Source organism: Nocardia veterana NBRC 100344 (genome assembly GCF_000308855.1).
GTDB classification, from domain to species: domain Bacteria; phylum Actinomycetota; class Actinomycetes; order Mycobacteriales; family Mycobacteriaceae; genus Nocardia; species Nocardia veterana.
The window spans coordinates 98,516-119,347 of sequence record NZ_BAGM01000035.1 but is presented as its reverse complement, the minus strand read 5'-3'; the positions used below and the strand labels follow the sequence as shown (position 1 = coordinate 119,347).

19 protein-coding genes and 2 tRNA genes are annotated in these 20,832 nt (G+C 67.0%); 13 read left to right on the top strand and 8 right to left on the bottom strand.

Translation table 11 applies throughout. The features are described 5' to 3' along the window. Positions 1-69: 69 nt before the first annotated feature. A complete protein-coding gene (gene ectB, locus ON37_RS06810; RefSeq protein WP_040717920.1) occupies positions 70-1,326 on the bottom strand; it encodes a diaminobutyrate--2-oxoglutarate transaminase in 1,257 nt (418 codons plus the stop codon). Between the two features lie 221 nt (positions 1,327-1,547). Here ectB and ON37_RS06805 point away from each other — a divergent pair, with 221 nt between their 5' ends. Genes ON37_RS06805 through ON37_RS06795 form a run of 3 tightly spaced genes read left to right on the top strand, consistent with a single transcriptional unit; the run spans position 1,548 to position 4,346 of the window. After that, positions 1,548-2,354, top strand: a complete 807-nt coding sequence (locus tag ON37_RS06805) for an ABC transporter permease (protein WP_040717919.1) — start codon at positions 1,548-1,550, stop codon at positions 2,352-2,354. Continuing rightward, positions 2,347-3,168: an ABC transporter permease gene (locus ON37_RS06800; protein ID WP_040717918.1), complete on the top strand. Its 822-nt coding sequence runs from the start codon at positions 2,347-2,349 to the stop codon at positions 3,166-3,168. The genes ON37_RS06805 and ON37_RS06800 overlap by 8 nt, the downstream gene beginning before the upstream one ends. Further along, positions 3,165-4,346: an ABC transporter ATP-binding protein gene (locus tag ON37_RS06795; protein ID WP_168441270.1), complete on the top strand. Its 1,182-nt coding sequence runs from the start codon at positions 3,165-3,167 to the stop codon at positions 4,344-4,346. Before ON37_RS06800 ends, ON37_RS06795 begins: the two co-directional genes overlap by 4 nt. Positions 4,347-4,518: 172 nt before the next feature. Here the strand turns inward: ON37_RS06795 and ON37_RS06790 are convergent, their stop codons facing one another. Continuing rightward, positions 4,519-4,839, bottom strand: a complete 321-nt coding sequence (locus ON37_RS06790) for a hypothetical protein (protein WP_040717917.1) — start codon at positions 4,837-4,839, stop codon at positions 4,519-4,521. A gap of 471 nt (positions 4,840-5,310) precedes the next feature. Here ON37_RS06790 and ON37_RS06785 point away from each other — a divergent pair, with 471 nt between their 5' ends. Continuing rightward, complete coding sequence (locus ON37_RS06785) at positions 5,311-5,853, top strand: DUF4254 domain-containing protein (protein WP_040717916.1); 543 nt, start codon at positions 5,311-5,313, stop codon at positions 5,851-5,853. Positions 5,854-5,874: 21 nt separating this feature from the next. Here ON37_RS06785 and ON37_RS06780 read toward each other — a convergent pair whose 3' ends face one another. The 3 genes from ON37_RS06780 to ON37_RS06770 are packed head-to-tail and all read right to left on the bottom strand — an operon-like array spanning position 5,875 to position 8,511. Then, positions 5,875-6,195 carry a hypothetical protein gene (locus ON37_RS06780; protein ID WP_040717915.1) on the bottom strand — a complete coding sequence of 107 codons (321 nt, stop codon included), beginning with the start codon at positions 6,193-6,195 and terminating at the stop codon, positions 5,875-5,877. A 22-nt stretch (positions 6,196-6,217) separates the two neighbouring features. Continuing rightward, on the bottom strand, positions 6,218-7,387 hold the full coding sequence (locus ON37_RS06775; protein WP_040717914.1) for a fatty acid desaturase family protein: 1,170 nt from the start codon (positions 7,385-7,387) through the stop codon (positions 6,218-6,220). Positions 7,388-7,401: 14 nt separating this feature from the next. Beyond that, positions 7,402-8,511: a ferredoxin reductase gene (locus ON37_RS06770; protein WP_040717941.1), complete on the bottom strand. Its 1,110-nt coding sequence runs from the start codon at positions 8,509-8,511 to the stop codon at positions 7,402-7,404. A gap of 171 nt (positions 8,512-8,682) precedes the next feature. Between ON37_RS06770 and ON37_RS06765 the strand changes: the two genes are divergently transcribed. The 6 genes from ON37_RS06765 to lysA all read left to right on the top strand — a co-directional run bounded on the left by ON37_RS06765 (position 8,683) and on the right by lysA (position 15,152). Further along, complete coding sequence (locus ON37_RS06765; RefSeq protein WP_083892778.1) at positions 8,683-9,303, top strand: TetR family transcriptional regulator; 621 nt, start codon at positions 8,683-8,685, stop codon at positions 9,301-9,303. Between the two features lie 280 nt (positions 9,304-9,583). After that, positions 9,584-10,162 (top strand): PadR family transcriptional regulator, encoded by a 579-nt coding sequence (locus ON37_RS06760; RefSeq protein WP_040717912.1) that lies wholly within the window; start codon positions 9,584-9,586, stop codon positions 10,160-10,162. Positions 10,163-10,205: 43 nt separating this feature from the next. Further along, positions 10,206-12,260 carry an NADPH-dependent 2,4-dienoyl-CoA reductase gene (locus ON37_RS06755; RefSeq protein ID WP_040717911.1) on the top strand — a complete coding sequence of 685 codons (2,055 nt, stop codon included), beginning with the start codon at positions 10,206-10,208 and terminating at the stop codon, positions 12,258-12,260. After that, a complete protein-coding gene (locus ON37_RS30835) occupies positions 12,260-12,859 on the top strand; it encodes a VOC family protein (protein ID WP_051031281.1) in 600 nt (199 codons plus the stop codon). The genes ON37_RS06755 and ON37_RS30835 overlap by 1 nt, the downstream gene beginning before the upstream one ends. A gap of 11 nt (positions 12,860-12,870) precedes the next feature. Continuing rightward, on the top strand, positions 12,871-13,662 hold the full coding sequence (gene cmrA / locus ON37_RS06745) for a mycolate reductase (RefSeq protein ID WP_040717910.1): 792 nt from the start codon (positions 12,871-12,873) through the stop codon (positions 13,660-13,662). A gap of 146 nt (positions 13,663-13,808) precedes the next feature. Beyond that, positions 13,809-15,152, top strand: a complete 1,344-nt coding sequence (lysA, locus tag ON37_RS06740) for a diaminopimelate decarboxylase (RefSeq protein ID WP_040717909.1) — start codon at positions 13,809-13,811, stop codon at positions 15,150-15,152. Between the two features lie 35 nt (positions 15,153-15,187). Here the strand turns inward: lysA and ON37_RS06735 are convergent, their stop codons facing one another. Next, on the bottom strand, positions 15,188-16,900 hold the full coding sequence (locus ON37_RS06735; protein WP_085997237.1) for a helicase HerA-like domain-containing protein: 1,713 nt from the start codon (positions 16,898-16,900) through the stop codon (positions 15,188-15,190). Positions 16,901-17,077: 177 nt separating this feature from the next. Between ON37_RS06735 and orn the strand changes: the two genes are divergently transcribed. Both orn and ON37_RS06725 read left to right on the top strand, forming a co-directional pair. Beyond that, on the top strand, positions 17,078-17,716 hold the full coding sequence (orn, locus tag ON37_RS06730; RefSeq protein ID WP_040717939.1) for an oligoribonuclease: 639 nt from the start codon (positions 17,078-17,080) through the stop codon (positions 17,714-17,716). Positions 17,717-17,770: 54 nt separating this feature from the next. Further along, positions 17,771-17,843 (top strand) — tRNA-His (locus ON37_RS06725). A 125-nt stretch (positions 17,844-17,968) separates the two neighbouring features. On the opposite strand, the gene ON37_RS06720 is transcribed toward ON37_RS06725, so the two are convergent. Both ON37_RS06720 and ON37_RS06715 read right to left on the bottom strand, forming a co-directional pair. Beyond that, positions 17,969-19,000, bottom strand: a complete 1,032-nt coding sequence (locus tag ON37_RS06720; protein WP_040717907.1) for a hypothetical protein — start codon at positions 18,998-19,000, stop codon at positions 17,969-17,971. A 137-nt stretch (positions 19,001-19,137) separates the two neighbouring features. Then, positions 19,138-20,313: a L,D-transpeptidase gene (locus ON37_RS06715; RefSeq protein ID WP_040717906.1), complete on the bottom strand. Its 1,176-nt coding sequence runs from the start codon at positions 20,311-20,313 to the stop codon at positions 19,138-19,140. 345 nt (positions 20,314-20,658) lie between these two features. Between ON37_RS06715 and ON37_RS06710 the strand changes: the two genes are divergently transcribed. Further along, positions 20,659-20,731 (top strand) — tRNA-Lys (locus tag ON37_RS06710). Positions 20,732-20,832 lie beyond the last annotated feature (101 nt).

Here is a 20,832-nt window from a genome sequence, read left to right as displayed (position 1 = left end):
GGGCCCCCGCAGCGGAGCCCGATCCCGCGGTCGGCCGCCGGGTGTGGGACGGCGGCCGAAGTCGGTCACTCAGGTGCGGCTGCCGCACACCATGTCCACCGCCCGCGCGAGGATCTCCAGTCCGGTATCGATCTCGGCATCGGTGATCGTCAGCGGCGGAAGCAGTTTCACGACCTCGTCGCAGGCGCCCGAGGTCTCCACCAGCAGCCCCTCCTCGAACGCGACCCGGCTCACCTTGCCCGCTTCGGACGCATCGTCGAACACCAGACCGTGGACCAAACCCCGTCCCCGCGTGGACAATCCGCTCACCGAGCCGGCCAGATCGGTCAGCGCCCGATGCACTCGCTCGCCGCGAGCGAGGGTCGACAGTTCGAGCCGGTCGTCGGTCCAATACCGGGTCAGCGCCGCTCGAGCGGTGACGAACGCCGGATTGTTGCCCCGGAAGGTCCCGTTGTGTTCCCCCGGCGCCCACTGGTCGAGTTCCCGCTTCATCAGCACCAGCGCCATCGGCAGGCCGTAGCCGCCGATGGACTTCGACAGCACCACGATGTCGGGAACGATGCCGGCGGTTTCGAAGGAGAAGAACGGCCCGGTTCGCCCGCAGCCCATCTGCACATCGTCGACGATCAGCAGGATGCCGCGCGCCGAAACCAGCTCGGCCAGCCGGCGCAACCACTGCGCGCCGGCTACATTGACCCCGCCCTCGCCCTGAACGGTTTCCACAATGACCGCGGCGGGCCGGTCGACACCGGAGGACGTGTCGTCGAGAATCCGTTCCGCCCAAGCCCATTCGTCCGTGTCGCCGCCGAGATAGCCGTCGTAGGGCAGCGGCTGCGCGTGGGTCAACGGCACCCCCGCGCCCGCGCGTTTGGCGGCGTTGCCGGTCACTGCCAATGCGCCCAGGGTCATCCCGTGGAAGGCGTTGGTGAAGTTCAGCACCGTGGTGCGGCCGGTCACCTTGCGGGCCAGCTTGAGTGCCGCCTCCACCGCATTGGCTCCGGTCGGCCCCGGGAACTGGACCTTGTAGTCCAGCCCGCGCGGAAGCAGGATCAGATCGCGCAGCGTCTCGAGCAGTTCACGCTTGGCCACCGTCGCCATGTCCAGGGCATGGGTGAGCCCGTCGCGGGAGATGTAGTCGATGAGCGCCGTTTTCAGCAGCGGGTTGTTGTGCCCGTAGTTCAGCGCACCGGCGCCGGCGAAGAAGTCCAGGTACTCGCGTCCGTGCTCGTCCCGCAACCAGCAGCCGCGGGCGGTCTCGAACACCGTCGGCCAGAGCCGGCAGTATCCGCGCACATCGGATTCCAGCGTTTCGAAAACGGTGGTCATAGGCGATCCTCGGCGGCGGGAGCCACCGCGGCGACCCCAGTGTGAAACATGACTGTTTCTAACACTGCCGCCGCGAACGCGGCAAGGTTTTGCGCAAATGCGGCCGGCGACCTTGCCGACCGCGCTTTCACCGCGACAATACCGACCGCTCGGATGGTTCTGTGGGCCTTGTCGGAAATTCGGTCGACGAGACGGTGCGACAGTCGTAGCCTGGAACACTTGTGCGCGCGGTCTCGGGGGTCTACACACGTCTGTTCGGAGCCGGCTTCCGGCGTCAGTGGAACTACCGTTCGGCCGTCCTCGCCGGATTGGCCGCCAATATCGTCTTCGGCGTGATTCGCGCCGCCGTGATGTTGGCGGCGGTGCGCTCCACCCCCGGGTTCGGCGGATACACGGGCGCCTCGATCGGCGCCTACGTCTGGCTCTCCCAGGGGCTGCTCGGCGCGCTGCGCCTGATGGGACCGCCGCACGACATCGCCGACCGGGTTCGCAGCGGTGATGTGGCGGTCGATCTGCAACGTCCGATCGATATCCAATTCTTCTACCTGGCAACGGATCTCGGTGGTTCGGCGTGCACGCTGGCGCTGCGCGGCCTGCCGTGCGTCGTGGCCGGCGCGATTTCCGCCCAGCTGGTCCTGCCGCGCGCGATCATGCCCTACCTGCTCGGCGCGGCCAGTGTGGCCGCGGCCGTGACACTTTCGCTGCTGCTGCTGTTCTCGGTCAGCCTGCTGGGGTTCTGGCTGGTCGAAACGCGCGGGATACGAATGCTCTACCAGATCCTGTCCACCTTCCTCGCCGGGCTGTACGTGCCGATTCACCTGTTTCCGGCACCGCTGGCCACCGCCGCGCGACTGACCCCGTTCCCGTGGCTGCTACAGGGGCCGATCGACGTACTGTCCGGCCGAGCCACCGGTTCGGCGGCATGGGCGGTCCTCGGCGCGCAAGCGCTGTGGATCGTCCTGGCAGTGGGGCTGGGCCGAGTCCTGATCACCGCGGGACGACGGAAACTGGAGGTGCAGGGTGGCTGAGCTCGCACCGCACGGCAGCAGGCTCACCCCCTACGTCGCCGTCCTGCGTTCCCGGATGCGCGCGCAACGCGCCTATCCGCTGTCGTTCGCCACCGATCTGTTCTCATCACTGCTGATCGGCCTCGTCGAATTCGCCGAGATGTGGCTGATCTATCACAACGTCACCGCCCTGGGCGGACTCGATTCGACGCAGATGCTGCTGCTGTTCGGTCTGGCCAATCTGAGCTTCGCCGTCGCGCAGATCGCCGTCGGGCATACCGACACGCTCGCAACGTATATCCGGATGGGCACCCTCGACGCATTCCATCTGCGGCCGCAGCCCCTGCTGCTGCAACTGATCACCAGCGACGTGTCGCTCCGACGAATGTCCCGCGCCACCGTGGCCGCCGTGGTGCTGACGGTCGGCCTGATCGTCAACGACATCACCTGGAGCACAGCGCATATCGTGTTACTGGCGACCGCCGTGCTGAGCGGTGTCACCATCTTCGCGGGTCTGTTCGTCTGCGCCGCCGGGCTGCAATTCCATCTGGTCGACGGATCGGAACTCACCAACAGCTTCACCTATGGCGGCTCGTTCGCCGCCCAGCAACCGGGTTCGGTTTTCTCCGGTCCGGTCCGCGCGCTGTTCGGATTCGCCGTACCCGTCTCGTTCGTCGCCTACCTTCCGACGATCGCCCTGCTCGGACTGCCCGGCCCGCCCTGGTTGCCCGCCGATCTCGCCTGGTTCGGACCGATTGCGGCGCTGTGGGTTTGGATAATGGCCTTGATGCTCTGGCGCATCGGGGTACGGCACTATCAGGGAGGGGGCGGATGAATACCGTCGAAGTGTCGGAACTGACGAGACAATTCGTGCTGCGGCGCAAACAGCCCGGTCGGCGCCGGCGCGTGCGGGAGATACTCACCGCCGTCGACGCGATGAGCTTTCACATCGAAACCGGTTCGGCGGTGGGCTACATCGGCGCCAACGGGGCCGGCAAATCCACCACGATCAAGATGCTGACCGGAATTCTGGTCCCCACCTCGGGCAGCGTGCGCACCTGCGGCCTGGATCCGGTGCGCCGGCGGCGCGAGTTGGCCGGACGGATCGGGGTGGTATTCGGGCAGCGCTCACAGCTCTGGTGGGATCTGCCGCTGCGGGAATCGTTCACCATCCTGGCCGCCATCCATCGCCTGGAGCCCGTCGCGGCCCGGCGGCGCACCGAGGAACTGGTGGAACAGCTCGAGATGGCGCACACCCTCGACACCCCGGTACGCCAGCTCTCGCTGGGTCAGCGGATGCGCGCGGAAATCGCCGCCGCCCTGCTGCATCGCCCCGAACTCCTGATCCTCGACGAACCCACCATCGGCCTGGACGTCCTGTCCAAACAGCGGCTGCGCGAATTCCTGCGCCGGGAACGCGCCGAGCGCGGTACCACACTGCTGCTCACCACCCATGACATGGGTGATATCGAGCGGCTGTGCGAGCGGGTTCTGGTGGTCGACCGCGGCCGCCTCGCCTACGACGGCACCCTGTCCGGGCTGGCCCGCAGGGTCGGGGCGCGCCGGGTGTTGGTCGTCGACCTGGCCCGGCCCGCGGCCGAGCTGACCGGCCTGCCCGGCGCGACCGTCGTCGCCAGCGTCGGCGACGGCATCCGGCAGCGACTGGCGTTCGACCCCGAAATCACCACCGCGGCAGAGCTTCTCGCCGCCATCTCGGAGCGCGCCGAGGTGCGGGACCTGTCGATCGAGGAGCCGGATATCGAGGACGTCGTGCGCCGGATCTATTCCGCCGAGACCGGTTCCCGATCCGAAACTGCCCCGGCGCAGCGCGGCGCCGGGGCAGTCACCGGGGAATCCGACCCCGCAAACCCGCGGGACTCAGCCGCCGAAGGAGCCGGTGAACAGAGTGTTCAGAACTCCGCTGAGGGCGGCGCTGCCGGTGTCGAGGAGTCCGTTCAGCGCGGCGCTGCCGGTGTCGATGATGACCGGAATCATGCTGCTACCTCTCTGTAGGGGGGCAAACGTCCGTCGATGTCCTTGTCGAACGATCGACCAGAACCCACCCTGCTGGTCCCGACTTAACGACCACTGGCCGATAGCTGAGAGTCACGTAAGAGCGCCTGTGGCATGTATCTCGGTAACGAAAGCCGTTGCTGCACCGATCCGAAAGCGGGTTCGGCGCTTGTCATCCGGGTGTTTGCTCCCCGGCGGAGTACAAGCTCACCTCGCCGCCCTCGCCGAGAAATGCGTTGACCAGCATCGTCCGTTCGGCCTGCATCGAGTCCGCGTCGGGTGCGGTGGTGGTGATCGAAATCTGCGGAATGGCAGCCCAGTTGACCACATAGCGTTCCGGCGGGCCGGTGGCACCGGAAACATGGGCCAAGCGGAAAACCGAGACCGTGCGACGTTCCATCAGATCTCGCACCACCTCGGCGATTCGCTCAGGATCCTCCAGAGCGAAGAGAAAGCCGAAGGTCAACTCCGGCGAAGAAACGTAGGCGGGCACAAATATCCAGGCTAACCAACCGTGATGAGCGGCGCAGGCGCCGCGCCGAATCGGTTGCCCGCCCGCCGCCGCGCTCGTCGAGACCCGCCGCCGCGCTCGTCGAGACCCGCCGCCGCGTTCGTCGAGATCTCCGGCTCACCGGCCCGCGCGACCCGCCGACCGATGGTGGATCTTCGCGATCATGTGATCGCGGCGTAATGCATATAACGATTGCCCGGCACCTTGGGCGTTCGGCCGCGTCAACCGTTGCATGCCCACTCCGGACACGCTTTCCTGAATATGTCCCCGCACTCGGACTCGTCTCATCGCATCGTCGCGGATTTCCCGGTTTCGTACACCCGTGCGCTTGCGACCGAGCGGCCGTGGTCCGATCCGCGGGACTACGCCGGAGCCGAGGGGTGCCCCTCGGTGAAACCTCCTCGGCCCTGGCGTAACCAAGCATTCCGACCGCTGAGGTGAGGGTGGGAGACGATGGTGACCGCATACGCCGGTGACAACGAGACAGCCGGCGCACTTCCCTCGGTATCGGCACTGCTGCGGGCATTTCGGTCCACCACCCCGCCGCCGGCCGACCATCCGGTACTCGAGGCCGCGCGACAACTGGTCCGATGCCACGAATTGCGCCGGCACGCCTATCGGGACGCTCATGCCCCGCAGGTCTCCAGTGCACGGGTGGCCAGCTGCAGCCAACTGGTCGATCACATCGATCGCGAACGTACCGGCCTGGTCGAGCGAATCAATATGTGGGTCGCCGACAACGTGGCCCACCGGGAGGGCGCGTCGCTGCACACCGAAACCCTCGGCGCGGTGATCGATCGGATGGCCGGGAAATGGGTGGCCGCCCAGCATGCCCTCGGACTACCCGATGCGACCCGGCCCGGAGCCGCGGTCGCCCGGGCCGGAGTCGACAGCGAGGCGCACCTGCATTGGGTGCGCCTCGCCGAATTGGCCGACGGCTACAAGGATCTGATCACCGACATCGCCGCACATCGGCGGCGCCTGCCGGTGTTCTGATCGCGATCCGGCGCGGCGTGCTCAACGCTCGGGGTCGACGATCTCCACATCGGCGTCGATGACGGGTTGCACCGCACTCACATTCGGCGTCGGTTCCGGCTCGTCGATCAACACGTCGGGCTCGGCGCGCCCGGCGTTCGCCCCGGCCGCCGCTTCCCGATCGCGGTGGGCCGCGGCCGCGGCCTCCCGCATTTCGATGGCATCGGTGATCCAGTCACCGATTTCGCGAGTCACTTCCGAGACCGTGCCGGTAATGATCGTTGCGATATTGCCGACGTGTCGTGCCCCGGAGGAGGTCAACTCCTGGATCAGATCCTTGTTGCTCTCGAATTTTCCGATCATCTACCCGCCCACCTCGCTCGGCTCAGCCGGATGCCCGGCCGGATTGCGGTCCGACCGGCTCGGACTGCGGTTCCCGCATCACGATAACACCAGGCTGCGAGCCTTTCCCGACGAGCGCGGGGGGCAGCGCCAGCTTGCAGATCTTCAACCAGACCGAGCCGACCTGCTTACTCAACCGGCCGGTGTTGTAGGGCAGGCCGTACTTCTCGCACAGCGCTCGGACCTCGGGCGCGATCTCGGGGTACCGATTCGCCGGCAGGTCCGGGAACAGGTGGTGTTCGATCTGATGAGAGAGATTGCCGGACAGGATGTGGAACAGTTTGCTCCCCGTGATGTTGGCCGAGCCCAGCATCTGGCGGACGTACCACTCACCGCGCGTCTCGTTCGCGGTCTCCTCTTCGGTGAACGTCTGTACGCCGGACGGGAAGTGTCCGCAGAAGATGATCGAGTACGCCCAGATGTTGCGCACCAGGTTCGCCGTCGCGTTGCCCGCGAGCGTCGAGACGAACAGCGGCCCGCTCAGCAGCGGGAAGACGATGTAGTCCTTGAGGACCTGCCGGCTCGCCTTACGGATCTGTCCCTTGGCCAGGCGCTTGATATCCGACCACTTGCGCTTGCCCTTGATGATGTTGTCGGCCTCGAGGTCGTGCAGCATCACGCCCCATTCGAACAGCAGCATCAAGGCCAGCGCGTAGACCGGATTGCCCAGGTAGTACGGGTTCCACTGCTGACCCTCGTCGATGCGCAGGATGCCGTAGCCGATGTCGCGGTCGCGGCCGTGGATGTTGGTGTAGGTGTGGTGCATGTAGTTGTGCGAATGCTTCCACTGATCGGCCGGGCAGACCGTGTCCCATTCGAACACCCGGGAATTGAGCCCCGGCTCACGCATCCAGTCCCACTGGCCGTGCATGACGTTGTGGCCGATCTCCATGTTGTCCAGAATCTTGGACAGGCTCAGCGCGGCGACGCCGGCGAGCCAGAACGGCGGCAGGAAGCCCAGATACATCAGACCACGCCCGGCGATCTCGAAACCGCGCTGCGCCTTGATGATCGAATAGATGTACTCCCGGTCGCGTTCCCCCAGGTCAGCGGTTATCCGGTCGCGGAGCGCGTCCAGCTCCCGGCCGATCTCGGCGACCTGCTCCGGTGTCAGGACCAGCGGTCCGTTCTCGGTTTCGGTGAGGATGGTCATGGCTTTTTCCCCTCTCAGATTTCGATGTCGACATCGCCGACCGCGGCGCTGACGCACAGCTGGATCGGCTGGTCGGGATCGCTGTCGATTTCGCCGCTGCGCAGATTGCGGGTGCAGCCGGACCGCTTGACCGCGGTGCACGAGAAGCAGATCCCCATCCGGCACCCGAACTCCGGGTTCAGACCCGCCGCCTCGGCCTGCTCCAACAGGCTCACCCCGGTGTTCTCCGCCTGCTTGCCACTCGCCGAGAAGGTGGTGACACCCTCCACCTCGGCGGGGTCGGCCGGTGCGGTGGTGACGACGAATTCCTCGCTGTGCAGGCGATCGTCGAGCTCCTCGGCCCGATAGATCCGCCGCACGGTCTCCATCAGGGCCGGCGGCCCGCACACATAGGTGTGGGCGGTGGCGAAAAACGGTGCGATCCGGGTCAATTCGTCATAGTCGAGGAACTTCGCGGCGGGCACGGCGGCGCAGTTCCACGGTGCGCCGTCGAGCCGCTCGGAGCGCCCCAGTTCCGGATATCCCAGCACGATGTCGACGTTGTCGTGGCGGCGGGCGATGTTCTCCAGCAGATCCCGATGCGGCACCTCCTCGGGCGATCGGGCGTAGTGCAGGAACACCACCTCGCCCGGGTAGTCCTCGGCCGCCAGCGTGGACAGCATCGACAGGACCGGTGTGATCCCGCTGCCGCCGCTGATCAGCAGGAGTTTGTCCGGCCGCTGCGCGGGCAGGCGGAACACTCCGGATGCCGGCGACAGATCCACCACCATGCCGCGGCGCGCTTGCCGGTGCAGATACTGCGACACCAGCCCGTCCGGATGCGCCTTCACCGTCAGGGTGAGCGTGCGTCGCGGCCCCGTCTCGGCATCGATCGGTGAGTAGCACCGGGTGTGCTTGACGCCGTCGATCAGCACGCCGACCTGCACGAACTGTCCGGCCGCATGGCCCGCCCAGGCACGGTTCGGGCGGAGTGTCAGGGTTACCGAACCGGGCACCGAGCGATCCACGCCGATGATCTCGGCCCGCAGATCACGGAGCGTCAACGTCGGGCGCACCAACTCCAGGTACCGGTCGAGCGGGTGCGGCGAGGTCAATGTCTGGACCAGATCGAGCAGTCCCACCATGCGGTTCTCCCCAGCCTTCGTCGGGTTGATCATGTGCGCCGAATTTCGGTGCACATCTGTACACTGAACAAGTGTGCCCGGCAGTACCGCAATAGTTCAACCTGCATCTGATGTGACCGATGCAACATCTCGACGAATGGACCGATCGTGAACGGATGTATGCTCACCGAAATGAGCGAGCAGGCCGAAACCCGAGTCGAGCGCAAAGAGCGCACCCGGCGAGCGCTGCTGGACGGCACGCTGACGCTGGCCGCCGAGCGCGGCTTCGCGGCGCTGAGCCTGCGCGAGATCGCCCGGTCGGCCGGAATCGTGCCCACCGCCTTCTACCGCCATTTCGACTCCCTCGACGAACTGGGCGCCGCCCTCGTCGACGAGGGCGTGCGCCAGCTGCGTCTGGCACTGCGGCAGCTGCGCCGCACTCCGGACGCACGCCTCGCCGAAACCGTGCGCTTCGTTTTCGCCCAGATCGCCGGCCGCGAGGATCTCTACGGTTTCCTGATCCGCGAACGGCACGGCGGCTCACCGTCGCTGCGCACTGCGATCGCCACCGAAATGCAGTTGATCACAAGGGAATTGGTGGTCGACATGTCCCGAGTGCCGGCGCTGGACGCCTGGCCGACCGACGATCTGGAACTGGCCGCGGATCTGATCGTCTCGACCGTCGCCGACCACATCGCCGACTTCGTCTCCGCACCGCTGCGGGAACGCCCCGATCTCGTCGATCGAACCGTGGGCCAGGTGCGGATGATCGCCCTCGGCATGGCCGCCTGGAAACCCGGCAGCGCCCGGTGAGGTCGCATTCCCGACCAGGCGCACAAATACGGCGAGGCAACGTAATTCCGGCAAACCGGGGCAGGTCCCACACGCCAGGCCGATGCGGCGGTACAGAAGGGCGCCCCTCGAACCTGTCGGCCGGATGAGGCGCCCTTCCCGTATCCGAGATAGTGCAGAGCACCGCGGCTGATGATACAGAAAACGACGGGTGCTCACAGGGTTCTCGGCGTTCAGCCCCCCTGCCGCGGGAATATGCACCACGTTGCATAGTACGCCGTGTATCGGCTAATCTCTGCGCATGGCCCTCGAGCATGCGCTGCTGGTATCGCTGAGCGAGCGGGCCGGTTCGGGGTACGAGCTGGCGCGTCGCTTCGACAAATCGATCGGATTCTTCTGGAGCGCAACGCATCAGCAGATCTACCGCGTACTCAAACGGATGGAGGAGCGCGGCTGGGTCAGCAGCGAGGCGATCGCCCAGGACGGACGCCCGGACAAGAAGGTCTACACCGTCAGCGACGCCGGTCGCGCGGAATTGTCGCGCTGGATTTCCGCCCCGACCGACGATATCGGTCCACTACGCAGCGAACTCGGTGTGAAGATCCGCGCCGCCGGGCACGGCGATCCGGAGGCACTGCGCGCCGAGGTGGCGCGTCATCGCGAGCACCACGCCCAGCGGCTGGAGCTGTACCGCCACATCGAGAAAAAGGACTTCCCCGCCCCGGACCAGCTCACCGGCACCGCCCTCTACCAGTACCTGGTGCTGCGCGGCGGCATCCGGGTCGAGGTCGGCTTCGTCGAATGGTGCGACGAAGTCCTGGCCGGCCTGCGGGGCGTGCGTCCGACGTCGAACGAACCGGAAGCCCCGGAAGCCCCGTAAGTCTCAGCCCCGCAACCGGATTCCGCATCCGAAAGGTGATCTCATGACCGCGAATTCCATCGATTCGCCGCATCCGTACCCCCATCTGTTCACCCCGCTGGATCTGGGACACACCACGCTGCGCAACCGCGTGGTGATGGGCTCGATGCACACCGGACTCGAGGACCGTGCCTGGGACACCAACCGGCTCGCCGCGTACTTCGCCGAACGCGCCCGCGGCGGTGTCGGCCTGATCATCACCGGCGGCTACGCCCCGAACCGTGAAGGCTGGCTGCTTCCGCTGGGAGCCAAACTCACCAACAAGACCGAGGCCTACCGTCATCGCGCGATCACCAAGGCCGTGCACGCCGAAGGCGGCAAGATCGCTCTGCAGATTCTGCACGCCGGGCGTTATGCCTATGTGCCGTTCAGTGTTTCGGCATCCTCGATCAAGGCCCCGATCAACCCCTTCCGGCCGCGCAAACTGTCCGACAAAGGTGTCGAGCGCACCATCGAGGACTATGTGCGCTGCGCGCGGCTGGCACAGTTCGCCGGGTACGACGGCGTCGAGATCATGGGCGGTGAGGGCTATCTGATCAACCAGTTCCTCGCGCCGCGCACCAACAAGCGCACCGACCGCTGGGGTGGTTCGGCGGAGAACCGGCGCCGCTTCCCGCTCGAGATCGTGCGGCGGATCCGCGCGGCGGTCGGTCCGGACTTCGTCATCGTCTTCCGTCTCTCGATGGCGGAATTCGTGGAGCACGGCCAGACCGAACACGAAATCCTCGCGCTGGCAACCGAACTCGAATCCGCCGGGGTCAGCATCATCAATACCGATATCGGCTGGCACGAGGCCCGGGTGCCGACCATCGTGACCTCGGTGCCGCGCGCCGCATTCGTCGAATTCACCGCGAAAATCACCGAGCGCGTGAATATTCCGGTCTGCGCCTCGAACCGGATCAACATGCCCGAAACGGCGGAGGAGATCCTCACCCGCGGCGATGCCGACCTGGTCTCGCTGGCCCGCCCGCTGCTGGCCGATCCGGACTGGGTCGCGAAAGCGCGCGCCGCCCGCACGGACGAGATCAACACCTGCATCGCCTGCAACCAGGCCTGTCTGGACCACGCCTTCGTCCACAAAACCGTGTCCTGCCTGCTGAATCCGCGCGCCGGACACGAAACCGAGCTGCGGCTGCTACCCACCCGGCGCACGCAGCGCATCGCGGTGGTCGGCGCCGGCCCGGCCGGTCTCTCGGCCGCGGTCAACCTGGCCGAACGCGGGCACCGGGTGGACCTGTTCGAAGCCGACGACAAGATCGGCGGGCAATTCGACATCGCCCGGCGGATCCCGGGCAAGGAGGAATTCAACGAGACGATCCGCTATTTCACCCGCAAACTCGAACTCAGCGGTGTCCGGCTGTTCCTGAATCGCCGGGTGAGCGCGGATGAACTGATCGAGGGCCGCTACGACCACGTCGTGGTGGCGACCGGGGTGCGCCCGCGGATCCCCAACATTCCCGGCATCGACCATCCGAAAGTGCTCACCTACGCCGAACTGGTACGGGAGGAGAAGCCGGTCGGCAGGAAGGTCGCGGTGATCGGGGCGGGCGGAATCGGTTACGACGTCAGCGAATTCCTGACCGTCGAGGGACATCCGTCGCTGAAGCTGGACGAGTGGAAGCAGGAATGGGGTGTCGTCAGCGACGATCCGGACGCGCCCGGACAACTGACCGCTCCGCAGCCCTCCCCCGCGCCCCGGGATGTCGTTCTGCTGCAACGGAAATCGACACCGTTCGGCAAGACCCTCGGCAAGACCACCGGGTGGGTGCACCGCGCGGCGGTGAAGGCCAAAGGGGTCGAGCAGATCGGCGGGGTGAATTACGAGCGGATCGACGACCGGGGTCTGCACATCAGCTTCGGGGACGAACGGGCCCGGCCGACCGTCATCGAATGCGACAACGTCGTGTTGTGCGCCGGCCAGGAATCGGTGCGCGATCTGGTCGAACCGTTGCAGCGCGCCGGGGTGCGTATCCACCTGATCGGGGGCGCCGATGTGGCGGCGGAACTCGACGCCAAACGGGCCATCGATCAGGGCACGCGGCTGGCGGCGGCGCTGTAATGGCCGCGCTGACCCGCCTCGGCTTTCCGGGCGACGAAAAGTCCTGGAACACCCTCGGTTTCGCCGTTCACGACGGCATGCTCCGCATCGGGCGGATCTCCTGCACCCTCGGCGTCGGTGCCGGGTGGGGGTTCGACGGCACCGAAGCCGACGCCGGTGTCCTCGGCGTACCGGAGGTGCTGAACGACACCGAGGCCGACGCCACCCACCCCAATGGCGTGAGCTTCGTCGACCACATCGTGTACTGGGTGCCGGATCTGGACGAAGCCGTCACGGCATTGACTGCGGTGCTGGGTGCCGGTCCTCGCCGGCGCTTCCGCCCGCGCGGACCCGAGGGTCCGGAAATGGCCTTCTACCGGGTAGGCGAGGCCTTCATCGAGGTGGTGTCCGCCGCGCGCAGCGCACCGGCGCTGGTCGGTGTCGCATTCGGCACACCCGACCTCGATGCCACCGTCGCGGCGGTCCGGGCGGCCGGCGGTCCGATCGGCGACCCGAAGCCCGCGGTGCAGGGCGGTCGGATCGCCGGCGTGTGGCACGGCCACCTCGACTGGGGCATCGCCTTCCTGGAGCCGAAGGCCACCACTGCCCGCACCCGGTAGGCTCGGCGACCGTGAGCCTGCCTGCACCCACCGCCGACAATCGTGCCGTCGTCACCGGAGCCTCCTCCGGCATCGGAACCGCCCTGGCCGAGGAGCTGGCCAAACGCGGGTATTCGGTCATCCTGGTCGCCCGGCGCGGCGATCTGCTGGCCGAACTGGCACAGCGGCTGACCGCGACCTACGGGGTGACCGCCGAGGTGCGGGCGGTCGATCTGTCCGACCGCGAGCAGCGGGCGCCGCTGGCCGCCGAACTGGCCGAACGCGAGATCGCCATCCTGTGCAACAACGCCGGCGTCGCGACCTTCGGCGCCGTCGCCGACCTCGACGCCGATGTCGAGCGCTCGGTGATGGAGCTCAACGCGGTCGCCGTCCACGATCTGACCCTCGCCGTCCTGCCCGGCATGCTCGCGCGCGGCGGCGGCATCCTGATCACCGGCTCGGCCGCCGGGAATATGGCCATCCCCAACAACGCCACCTACGCGGCGACGAAGGCCTTCACCAACACCTTCTCCGAATCACTGCGCGGCGAACTCATCGGCAGCGGTGTCCATGTGACGCTGCTGGCACCGGGACCGGTCCGCACCGACAATCCCGATCAGGAGGAAGTGGGCAGCAAGATTCCCGATTTCATCTGGGTCTCGGCCGCCTACACCGCCAAGATCTCCATCGATGCCCTGGCGCGCAACAAGATGCGCGTGGTCCCAGGCCTGATCAGCAAGGGAATGAGTGTCGCCGGTCAGTACGCGCCGCGCGCGCTCACCGCGCCGATCGTCGGCTCGTTCTACAAGAAGCTCGCCGGCTAGGCCGGGGCGGTCAGGGCGGCGTCAAGATCACGGCGCCGCCGGTCAAGAGGGCGTATCGATACGGTCCGGCGCAGCTCGTCCGGCGTAGTTCTGGGGGTGGCCCCGCAGTGGAACGCGGGTGCCACACACAACTCAGGAGAAGCGCCGTGACGTTGCTCGAGATATTCCCGTCCTTACGTTCGGGGATGCCCTCCCCGCGCCTGGATGCCACCGTGTGGCCGCGCCGGACCCATTACGACGAGCTGGGCCGCATCACCGTCGACGGAGTGGCACTCGACGATATCGCCGACCGCTACGGGACGCCGGCCTATGTCCTCGGCGAGACCGAGATTCGCGACCGCTGCCGGTCCTACCGCAAGCATTTCCCGGACGCCGAAATCATCTATGCCGCAAAGGCATTACTGACCCGGACGGTCGCCGGGTGGATCGCCGATGAGGGACTCGGCATCGACGTGTGCTCGGCCGGTGAACTGGCCGTCGCGCTGGCGGCCGGCGTCGACCCCGGACGGATCGTGCTGCACGGCAGCGGGAAGCCGTACGCCGAACTGGACTACGCGGTCCGTGCCGGGGTGGGACGGATCGTGATCGATTCGCTGACCGAGGTGAGCCTGCTGTCCACCGTGGTCACCCGGCCGCAGCGGGTGCTGCTACGACTGACTCCCGATATCGACGTATCCGGTCACCCCGCGGTCCGCACCGGCGTCGCGGACCAGAAATTCGGTTTCCCGCTGCACGACGAGACCACAGCGGAAGCGATCCGGACCATCCTGGCGCATCCGCTGCTGGAACTGTGCGGCTTCCATTGTCATCTGGGCTCCCAGATCCACGATCCCGATCATTACGGCGAGGCGGTGCGGCGGCTCGTCGCCCGCATGGCCGAAGTGCGCCGCGAGCACGGTGCCGTGCTGACCCAGCTGAATCTGGGCGGCGGCCATGCGGTCGCCTATCGGACCGGGGATGCCGAACTGAATCTCAGCGAACTGGCCGATATCGTCGACGACGCGCTGGATGCCGCCTGTGCCCGGAATCGGTTCCCGCGACCGGTCATCGCGATGGAACCGGGCCGCGGCGTCGTCGCGCGGGCCGGGGTGACCATCTACCGGGTCACCGCGATCAAACGGGTCCCGGGTGGGCGCACGTTCGTGATCGTGGACGGCGGAATGAACGACAATCCGCGGGTGGCCCTCTACGGAGCGCGCTACGACGCCGTACTCGCGAGCCGTCATCCGACCGGGCCGCAGCTCACCGCCACCGTGGCCGGACGCTGCTGCGAGGCCGGTGACCTCCTCGCCACCGACGTGCGCATGCCCGCCGATCTGCACGTCGGAGAGCTGCTGGCGATGCCCTGCACCGGGGCGTATCACCACAGCCTCGCCTCGGCCTACAACGGTGTCGGACGGCCACCGATCATCGCCGTCCGAGACGGGCGGATGCGCGAGCTGGTTCGGCGCGAAACTCCCCAGGATCTGCTCCTGCGCGATATCGGTTGAGTCGCGCGGGGCCCGCGGCCCGGCGCCGGCGCAGCTCACCGCCTCCGGGTTCCGAACAGGCTGCGGCTGATCTCGCGGCCCGCAGCCGACGCCGCCGACCGCAGGAAACTCTTCACCGCCGGATTGCTCATGATCCGCTCGGCCGCCGAGGGTTCCGCATCCCGCTCGGCGGCCGCCTCCGGCGTCGGCGCGGTCTCCGGTTCGGCGGCAACGACTTTCGCTGTCAGCATCTCGTATGCCGATTCACGATCGACAGTGCGCCCGTACTTCTCGTGGAGCGGACTGGCCTGCGCGCGAGCACGGATCTCGTCCACGCCGATGGTGTCCATCAGCGAGTGCGGCGGACGCAACCGGGTCCAGGCGACGGGTGTGGGCGCCCCCTTCTCCGAGAGCACCGTCACGACCGCCTCACCGATGCCCAAGGCGGTGAGCGCGTTTTCGAGGTCGTAGACCGTGGTCTTCGGGTAGGTGCGCACCGTCTTCGACAATGCCTTCTGATCGTCGGGGGTGAAGGCGCGCAGCGCGTGCTGAATCCGCGCTCCCAGCTGCGACAGGACGGCGTTGGGAACGTCGGTGGGCAGCTGGGTGCAGAAGAACACGCCGACGCCCTTGGAGCGGATCAGCTTCACCGTCTGCTCCACCTGGTCCAGGAAGGCCTTCGACGCGTCGTCGAACAGCAGATGCGCCTCGTCGAAGATGAACACCAACTTCGGCTTGTCCACGTCGCCGACCTCGGGCAGCGTCTGGAACAGGTCCGCCAGCACCCACATCAGGAAGGTCGAGAACAACACCGGCCGGGCTGCCTGCGAACCGAGTTCGAACAGGGTGATCACCCCGGCGCCGTCGACGGTGCGCAACAGGTCGGCGGGATCGAGTTCGGGTTCGCCGAAGAAGGTGTCGCCACCCTCGGCCTCGAGATTCACCAGAGCCCGCAGGATGACACCTGCCGTGGCCGCGGAGACGCCGCCGATCCCCTTCAGATCCTCCTTGCCCTCCGGACTGGTCAGGTGCTGAATCACCGAGCGCAGATCCTTCAGGTCCAGCAGGGCCAACCCCTGGGTGTCGGCCCAGTGGAAGATCAGGCCGAGCGTCGATTCCTGAGTTTCGTTGAGTCCCAGCACCTTACTGAGCAGGACGGGCCCGAACGAGGTGATCGTCGCCCGGATCGGCACGCCGATGCCGTCGGTGCCGAGCGAGACGAATTCGGTCGGGAAGCCCCGCGGGGCCCACTGCGCATCGCCGGTTTCGGCCGCCCGGGCGGTGATCTTGTCGTCCGAGCGTCCCGGTTGCGACAGCCCGGACAGGTCACCCTTCACGTCCGCGAGTACCACCGGCACCCCGGCCGCCGACAACTGTTCGGCGATACCCTGCAGCGTCTTCGTCTTCCCGGTTCCGGTCGCGCCGGCGACCAGGCCGTGCCGATTCAGCGTCCGCATCGGAATGCGCACCCGCGCAGCGGGATCGACCGCGCCGTCGACCAGCACCGTCCCCAATTCGAGGGCGGCGCCGTCGAAGGCATAGCCCGCCGCGATCTCCTGTGCCGCACCGTGGGACGCCGAGTCCGGCGCGACCGCAGGCGATTTCGTCTCGGCCGGCGCACCCCCGGACTCCTCGGCCTGTTGTCCGCCGCCCTGCGCCGCGGCTTCCGCCTCCGCCGCCTCCGCGGCCGCTGCCGCCTCCGCGGCGATCCGCGCCGCCTCCTCGGCGGCCTTGCGCGCCGCCGCCGCCCGCTCCTGAGGAGTTGTCATCGCCGATCCTCCGTCTGCCCTGCCAACTACCGCCAACATCGCCGAACGCACGAATCACGCACGCAAGACTGTAGCCGCAGCAACCGCCACGGACAGGGACAATCGGTCGGTGGGCAATCGTGGCGCAACCGCGGCGGCGGATCCGCTTCCCGAGCCGCGCCCACTAATGTGGCCTGCGTGTCCGACAAACTCATGGTGTGGATGGATTGCGAGATGACCGGCCTGCGCCTCGACAGCGACAAGCTGATCGAGGTGGCCGCGCTCGTAACCGACAGTGATCTCAACATTCTCGGCGACGGCGTCGACATCGTCATCCACGCCGACGACGATGCGCTGGCCGCGATGCCGCCCGTGGTGCAGGAGATGCACGCGAAATCCGGCCTGACCGAAGAGGTCCGCCGATCCACCGTGACGATGGAACAAGCGCAGCAGCAGGTCCTCGACTACGTCCGGCAGTGGGTCCCCACTCCCGGCACCGTGCCACTGGCGGGCAATTCGATCGCCACCGATCGCGGCTTCATCGCCCGGGACATGCCGGAACTCGACGCCCATCTGCACTACCGGATGATCGATGTGAGCTCGATCAAGGAGCTGTGCCGGCGCTGGTATCCGCGGATCTACTTCGGCCAGCCGGAGAAGGGGCTGTCCCACCGCGCCCTGGCCGATATCAAGGAGTCGATCCGTGAACTCGAGTACTACCGACGCACCGCGTTCGTCCCCGCGCCCGGTCCGTCCAGCACGGAGATCGCGACGATAGCCGCGCAGGTCAGTGGCGGTTCCTCCGGATCCCAGCCACCGGCCCCAGCAGCCGATTAGGTTTCCCGGCGGGGTTCGCGCTACCATCTAGCGCGCCGGTTGTTACCGGCGATGGTGAGCGTAGTTCAGTTGGTAGAGCACCAGGTTGTGATCCTGGCTGTCGCGGGTTCGAGTCCCGTCGCTCACCCCGAGAGATCGGGCCCCTCCGGATTCGGAGGGGCCCGATCTTTTTGTCACCGGACCCTCGCCCGGCATCGGCGCCGGACACGCGAAAGAAATTACGGATCCGGCGAATTCACCGGTCCGACCGGTTCAGGACAGGTCCGCGGCCACCTCGGCATGCAGATCGAGCAGATCGGGGATCTGCTCGGCCGGGCGGCGACCGAACCCGCATTCGGTGGCGATTCCGAAGCCGTCGATCACCTCGCGGGCGGCCGCGATGCGCCGACGGGCGCCGGCCGCACCGTCGGTGGCGTGGACAAGCCCCAGGTACAGCCGGGTGGGCTGCGGCAGCCGGAGTTCGGCCAGCGGCGCGAAATAGTCACGATCGTCGCGCGAGCGCGGAACCGGCATGTGGACCCAGTCGACCCGGCGGGGCAGGCCGGCCAGCACCGCGTTCGTCACCGCGACCATGCGCCCGGTGTCGACCGGTTCGGCGAAATGCCGATGGCCGAAATCGCCGTAGCACAGGTGATAGCCGAGTTCGACGCCCGTGGGCACCGCGGCACCGAGCCGGACCAGCCGGGCGACGATCTGAGTGAATTTCGAGTCGTCGTCGGTGCCGAACCAGGACGGAAAGATCCCTTCGAAAATCGCGAACTCGACCGGACAGTCCCACTGGATCGCCAGGTCCACGGCCGGAATCTCCGCGACGATGCGATCGAGTTCGGCCAGCAGGGCCGCCTCGTAGCGCTGTTCGAGCACATCCTGCGGGTCGCCGACGAAGGCGCCCACCACCGAGATCGGCGACGGCAAACACACCTGGAACCGCACCTCGGCCGCGATATCGCCCTGATCGCGCAGCTTACGGAAGATCCGCCACGATTCCAGCGCGGCATCGGCATAACCCAGTGCGCCGAAATCGATCGACGCCGCGTCGACACCGGGCCGGGGCCGCACCCGCTCGCTCGGCCCGTATTCCGGACTCGGCGGCGGCACGACCTCCAGATCCGGATGCGCCGCCATCCGAGGCAACTGCCAGACGGTGAAGTTGTCCCGCTCCCCGACCTCACCATCGGGGATCCGCGCGAGCCACGGCCCCAACCGCCGGGCAGCCTCGGTGAATACGGTTTCCGTGGTGGACAGCGGCACACTGCCGCACAGATGGACATCGCCCTTGGGCATCGCGAACTCCTGCGCCTGTTCGTCGACCGGGTCGGGCGCACATTCGCCGACCCGGGCGACAGCTTGATCGACGCGACGAGACTAGATTCGCGACCGTCCCCCACCTTCCCACCGCGGAGAACCGGCGGCGGCGACCGTCACCGGCTGGTGTCGGCGTTGCCCGCCTTCCACTCCGCCCAGGGGATATTCCAGTCACCGAGTCCATCGACCCCGGACAGTGTTTCGCCGACGGTGTTCTTCACGATCGCGATATCGCCGCGTTTGGCGTTCTCGTACACCCAGCGGGCATCCTCGGGGCTGAGGTTCAGGCATCCGTGGCTGGTGTTCGAATAGCCCTGCTGACCCACCGACCACGGCGCGGAATGCATGAAGATGCCGCTGTAGGACATGCGCGTCGCCCAGTCGACCGGAGTCCGATAGCCGTTCGGACCGGTCGCGGCGACGCCGTAGGTGGACGAATCCATGATCATGTGATCGAACTGATCGCCGATGATGTAGATGCCGTTCTGCGTCGGCGTGGAGTCCTTACCCATCGAGGTCGGCATCGTCCGGATCACCTGGCCGTTGCGCTCGACGGTCACCATCTTGGTGTTGTCGTCGGCGGTGAAGATCATCGGATCGCCGATGGTGAAGCTGGAGTGGATATCGCTGTCACCGATCAGGCCGTTGCCCAGATCCCGGCCGTAGGTGTTCACGTCCACCGTCACCCGCGTGCCCGGAGCCCAGAAATGCTCGGGTCGCCACCGCACTTCGCGATTGTTGACCCAGTAGAACGCACCCTCCACCGCCGGCACAGTCGTGATCTTGATCGCATCCTGCACGGCCCGGCGATCCGGGATGTTCTCGTCGAACTGCACCGCCACCGGTTGCCCGATGCCGACCACCGCGTCTTCACCGGGCAACAGCCACGGGTGGGTTTTGTTGCGCGGGGCGAGTGTGGTGAAACTCATCGTGGTCGACGTGGTGCCACCGATACCGACCGCCTCGGCCCGCAACCGATAGGTTCGATCGAACCCGAGCTGTTCGGTCAGCTGCCACGACGTGCCGTCCGGCGCGATCTGTCCCGCGACCGGATTACCCTCCGGTGTGAGCAAGGTGACAGCCGTCAGCTTGCCGTTCTCCACCTTGACCGGCAGTGGATCACCCGGCGACACCCCGACCGCACCGTCCGCGACCGGCGTGACGACCTTGGGTTTGACCAGATCGATCGCCGAATTCGCTTCGATCACCGGCCCGCCGCCGACCGCGCCGGAACTGCTGCATCCGGTCACGGCGAGCGCGAGTACCGACATCACGCCCAGCCACCCCATCATCAGCTTCGATCGCTGCCGGCCCAGACGTCTGCCCATGTCCAACCCCGTTTCATGCCTCGTACGCAACCGGGAAGCCCAGCCACGCTGCTCAACCCACCACGCATGCGGGGATCGGTCGAGACCACGCCCACCCATTCTGCCAGGTGGAAGGGTCGCAACAGCACAAACACGACGAGCCGCCCCGCACACTCTCGTCCGATTCATCCCTTCGAACCCTCCGTCCGTTACCACCCCCGCCACAACCCGATCCCCGCGCTGAACAGGCGATTTCACTTTCCGCCCGCCCAACTGTTATGGTTTCTCCCGCACCGGAACGGAGCCCACAGGCCCGATCCGGAGGTCCAAGCGCCATTAGCTCAATTGGCAGAGCAGCTGACTCTTAATCAGCGGGTTCGGGGTTCGAGTCCCTGATGGCGCACAACAGCAATCCCCCTCCGAATCCGGATGGGGATTTCTTCGTTTCGGCCGCCGATTCCTCGGCACGCCTCCTGTCGCCGCGTGCCCTCGAGTCCGGGATAT

Coding starts and splice junctions, on each gene's coding strand:
- ectB (WP_040717920.1), bottom strand. CDS start 1,326: ATGACCACCGTTTTCGAAACGCTGGAATCCGATGTGCGCGGATACTGC.
- ON37_RS06795 (WP_168441270.1), top strand. CDS start 3,165: ATGAATACCGTCGAAGTGTCGGAACTGACGAGACAATTCGTGCTGCGG.
- ON37_RS06785 (WP_040717916.1), top strand. CDS start 5,311: ATGGTGACCGCATACGCCGGTGACAACGAGACAGCCGGCGCACTTCCC.
- ON37_RS06780 (WP_040717915.1), bottom strand. CDS start 6,195: ATGATCGGAAAATTCGAGAGCAACAAGGATCTGATCCAGGAGTTGACC.
- ON37_RS06775 (WP_040717914.1), bottom strand. CDS start 7,387: ATGACCATCCTCACCGAAACCGAGAACGGACCGCTGGTCCTGACACCG.
- ON37_RS06770 (WP_040717941.1), bottom strand. CDS start 8,511: ATGGTGGGACTGCTCGATCTGGTCCAGACATTGACCTCGCCGCACCCG.
- ON37_RS06765 (WP_083892778.1), top strand. CDS start 8,683: ATGAGCGAGCAGGCCGAAACCCGAGTCGAGCGCAAAGAGCGCACCCGG.
- ON37_RS06760 (WP_040717912.1), top strand. CDS start 9,584: ATGGCCCTCGAGCATGCGCTGCTGGTATCGCTGAGCGAGCGGGCCGGT.
- ON37_RS06755 (WP_040717911.1), top strand. CDS start 10,206: ATGACCGCGAATTCCATCGATTCGCCGCATCCGTACCCCCATCTGTTC.
- ON37_RS30835 (WP_051031281.1), top strand. CDS start 12,260: ATGGCCGCGCTGACCCGCCTCGGCTTTCCGGGCGACGAAAAGTCCTGG.
- ON37_RS06735 (WP_085997237.1), bottom strand. CDS start 16,900: ATGACAACTCCTCAGGAGCGGGCGGCGGCGGCGCGCAAGGCCGCCGAG.
- ON37_RS06720 (WP_040717907.1), bottom strand. CDS start 19,000: ATGCCCAAGGGCGATGTCCATCTGTGCGGCAGTGTGCCGCTGTCCACC.
- ON37_RS06715 (WP_040717906.1), bottom strand. CDS start 20,313: ATGATGGGGTGGCTGGGCGTGATGTCGGTACTCGCGCTCGCCGTGACC.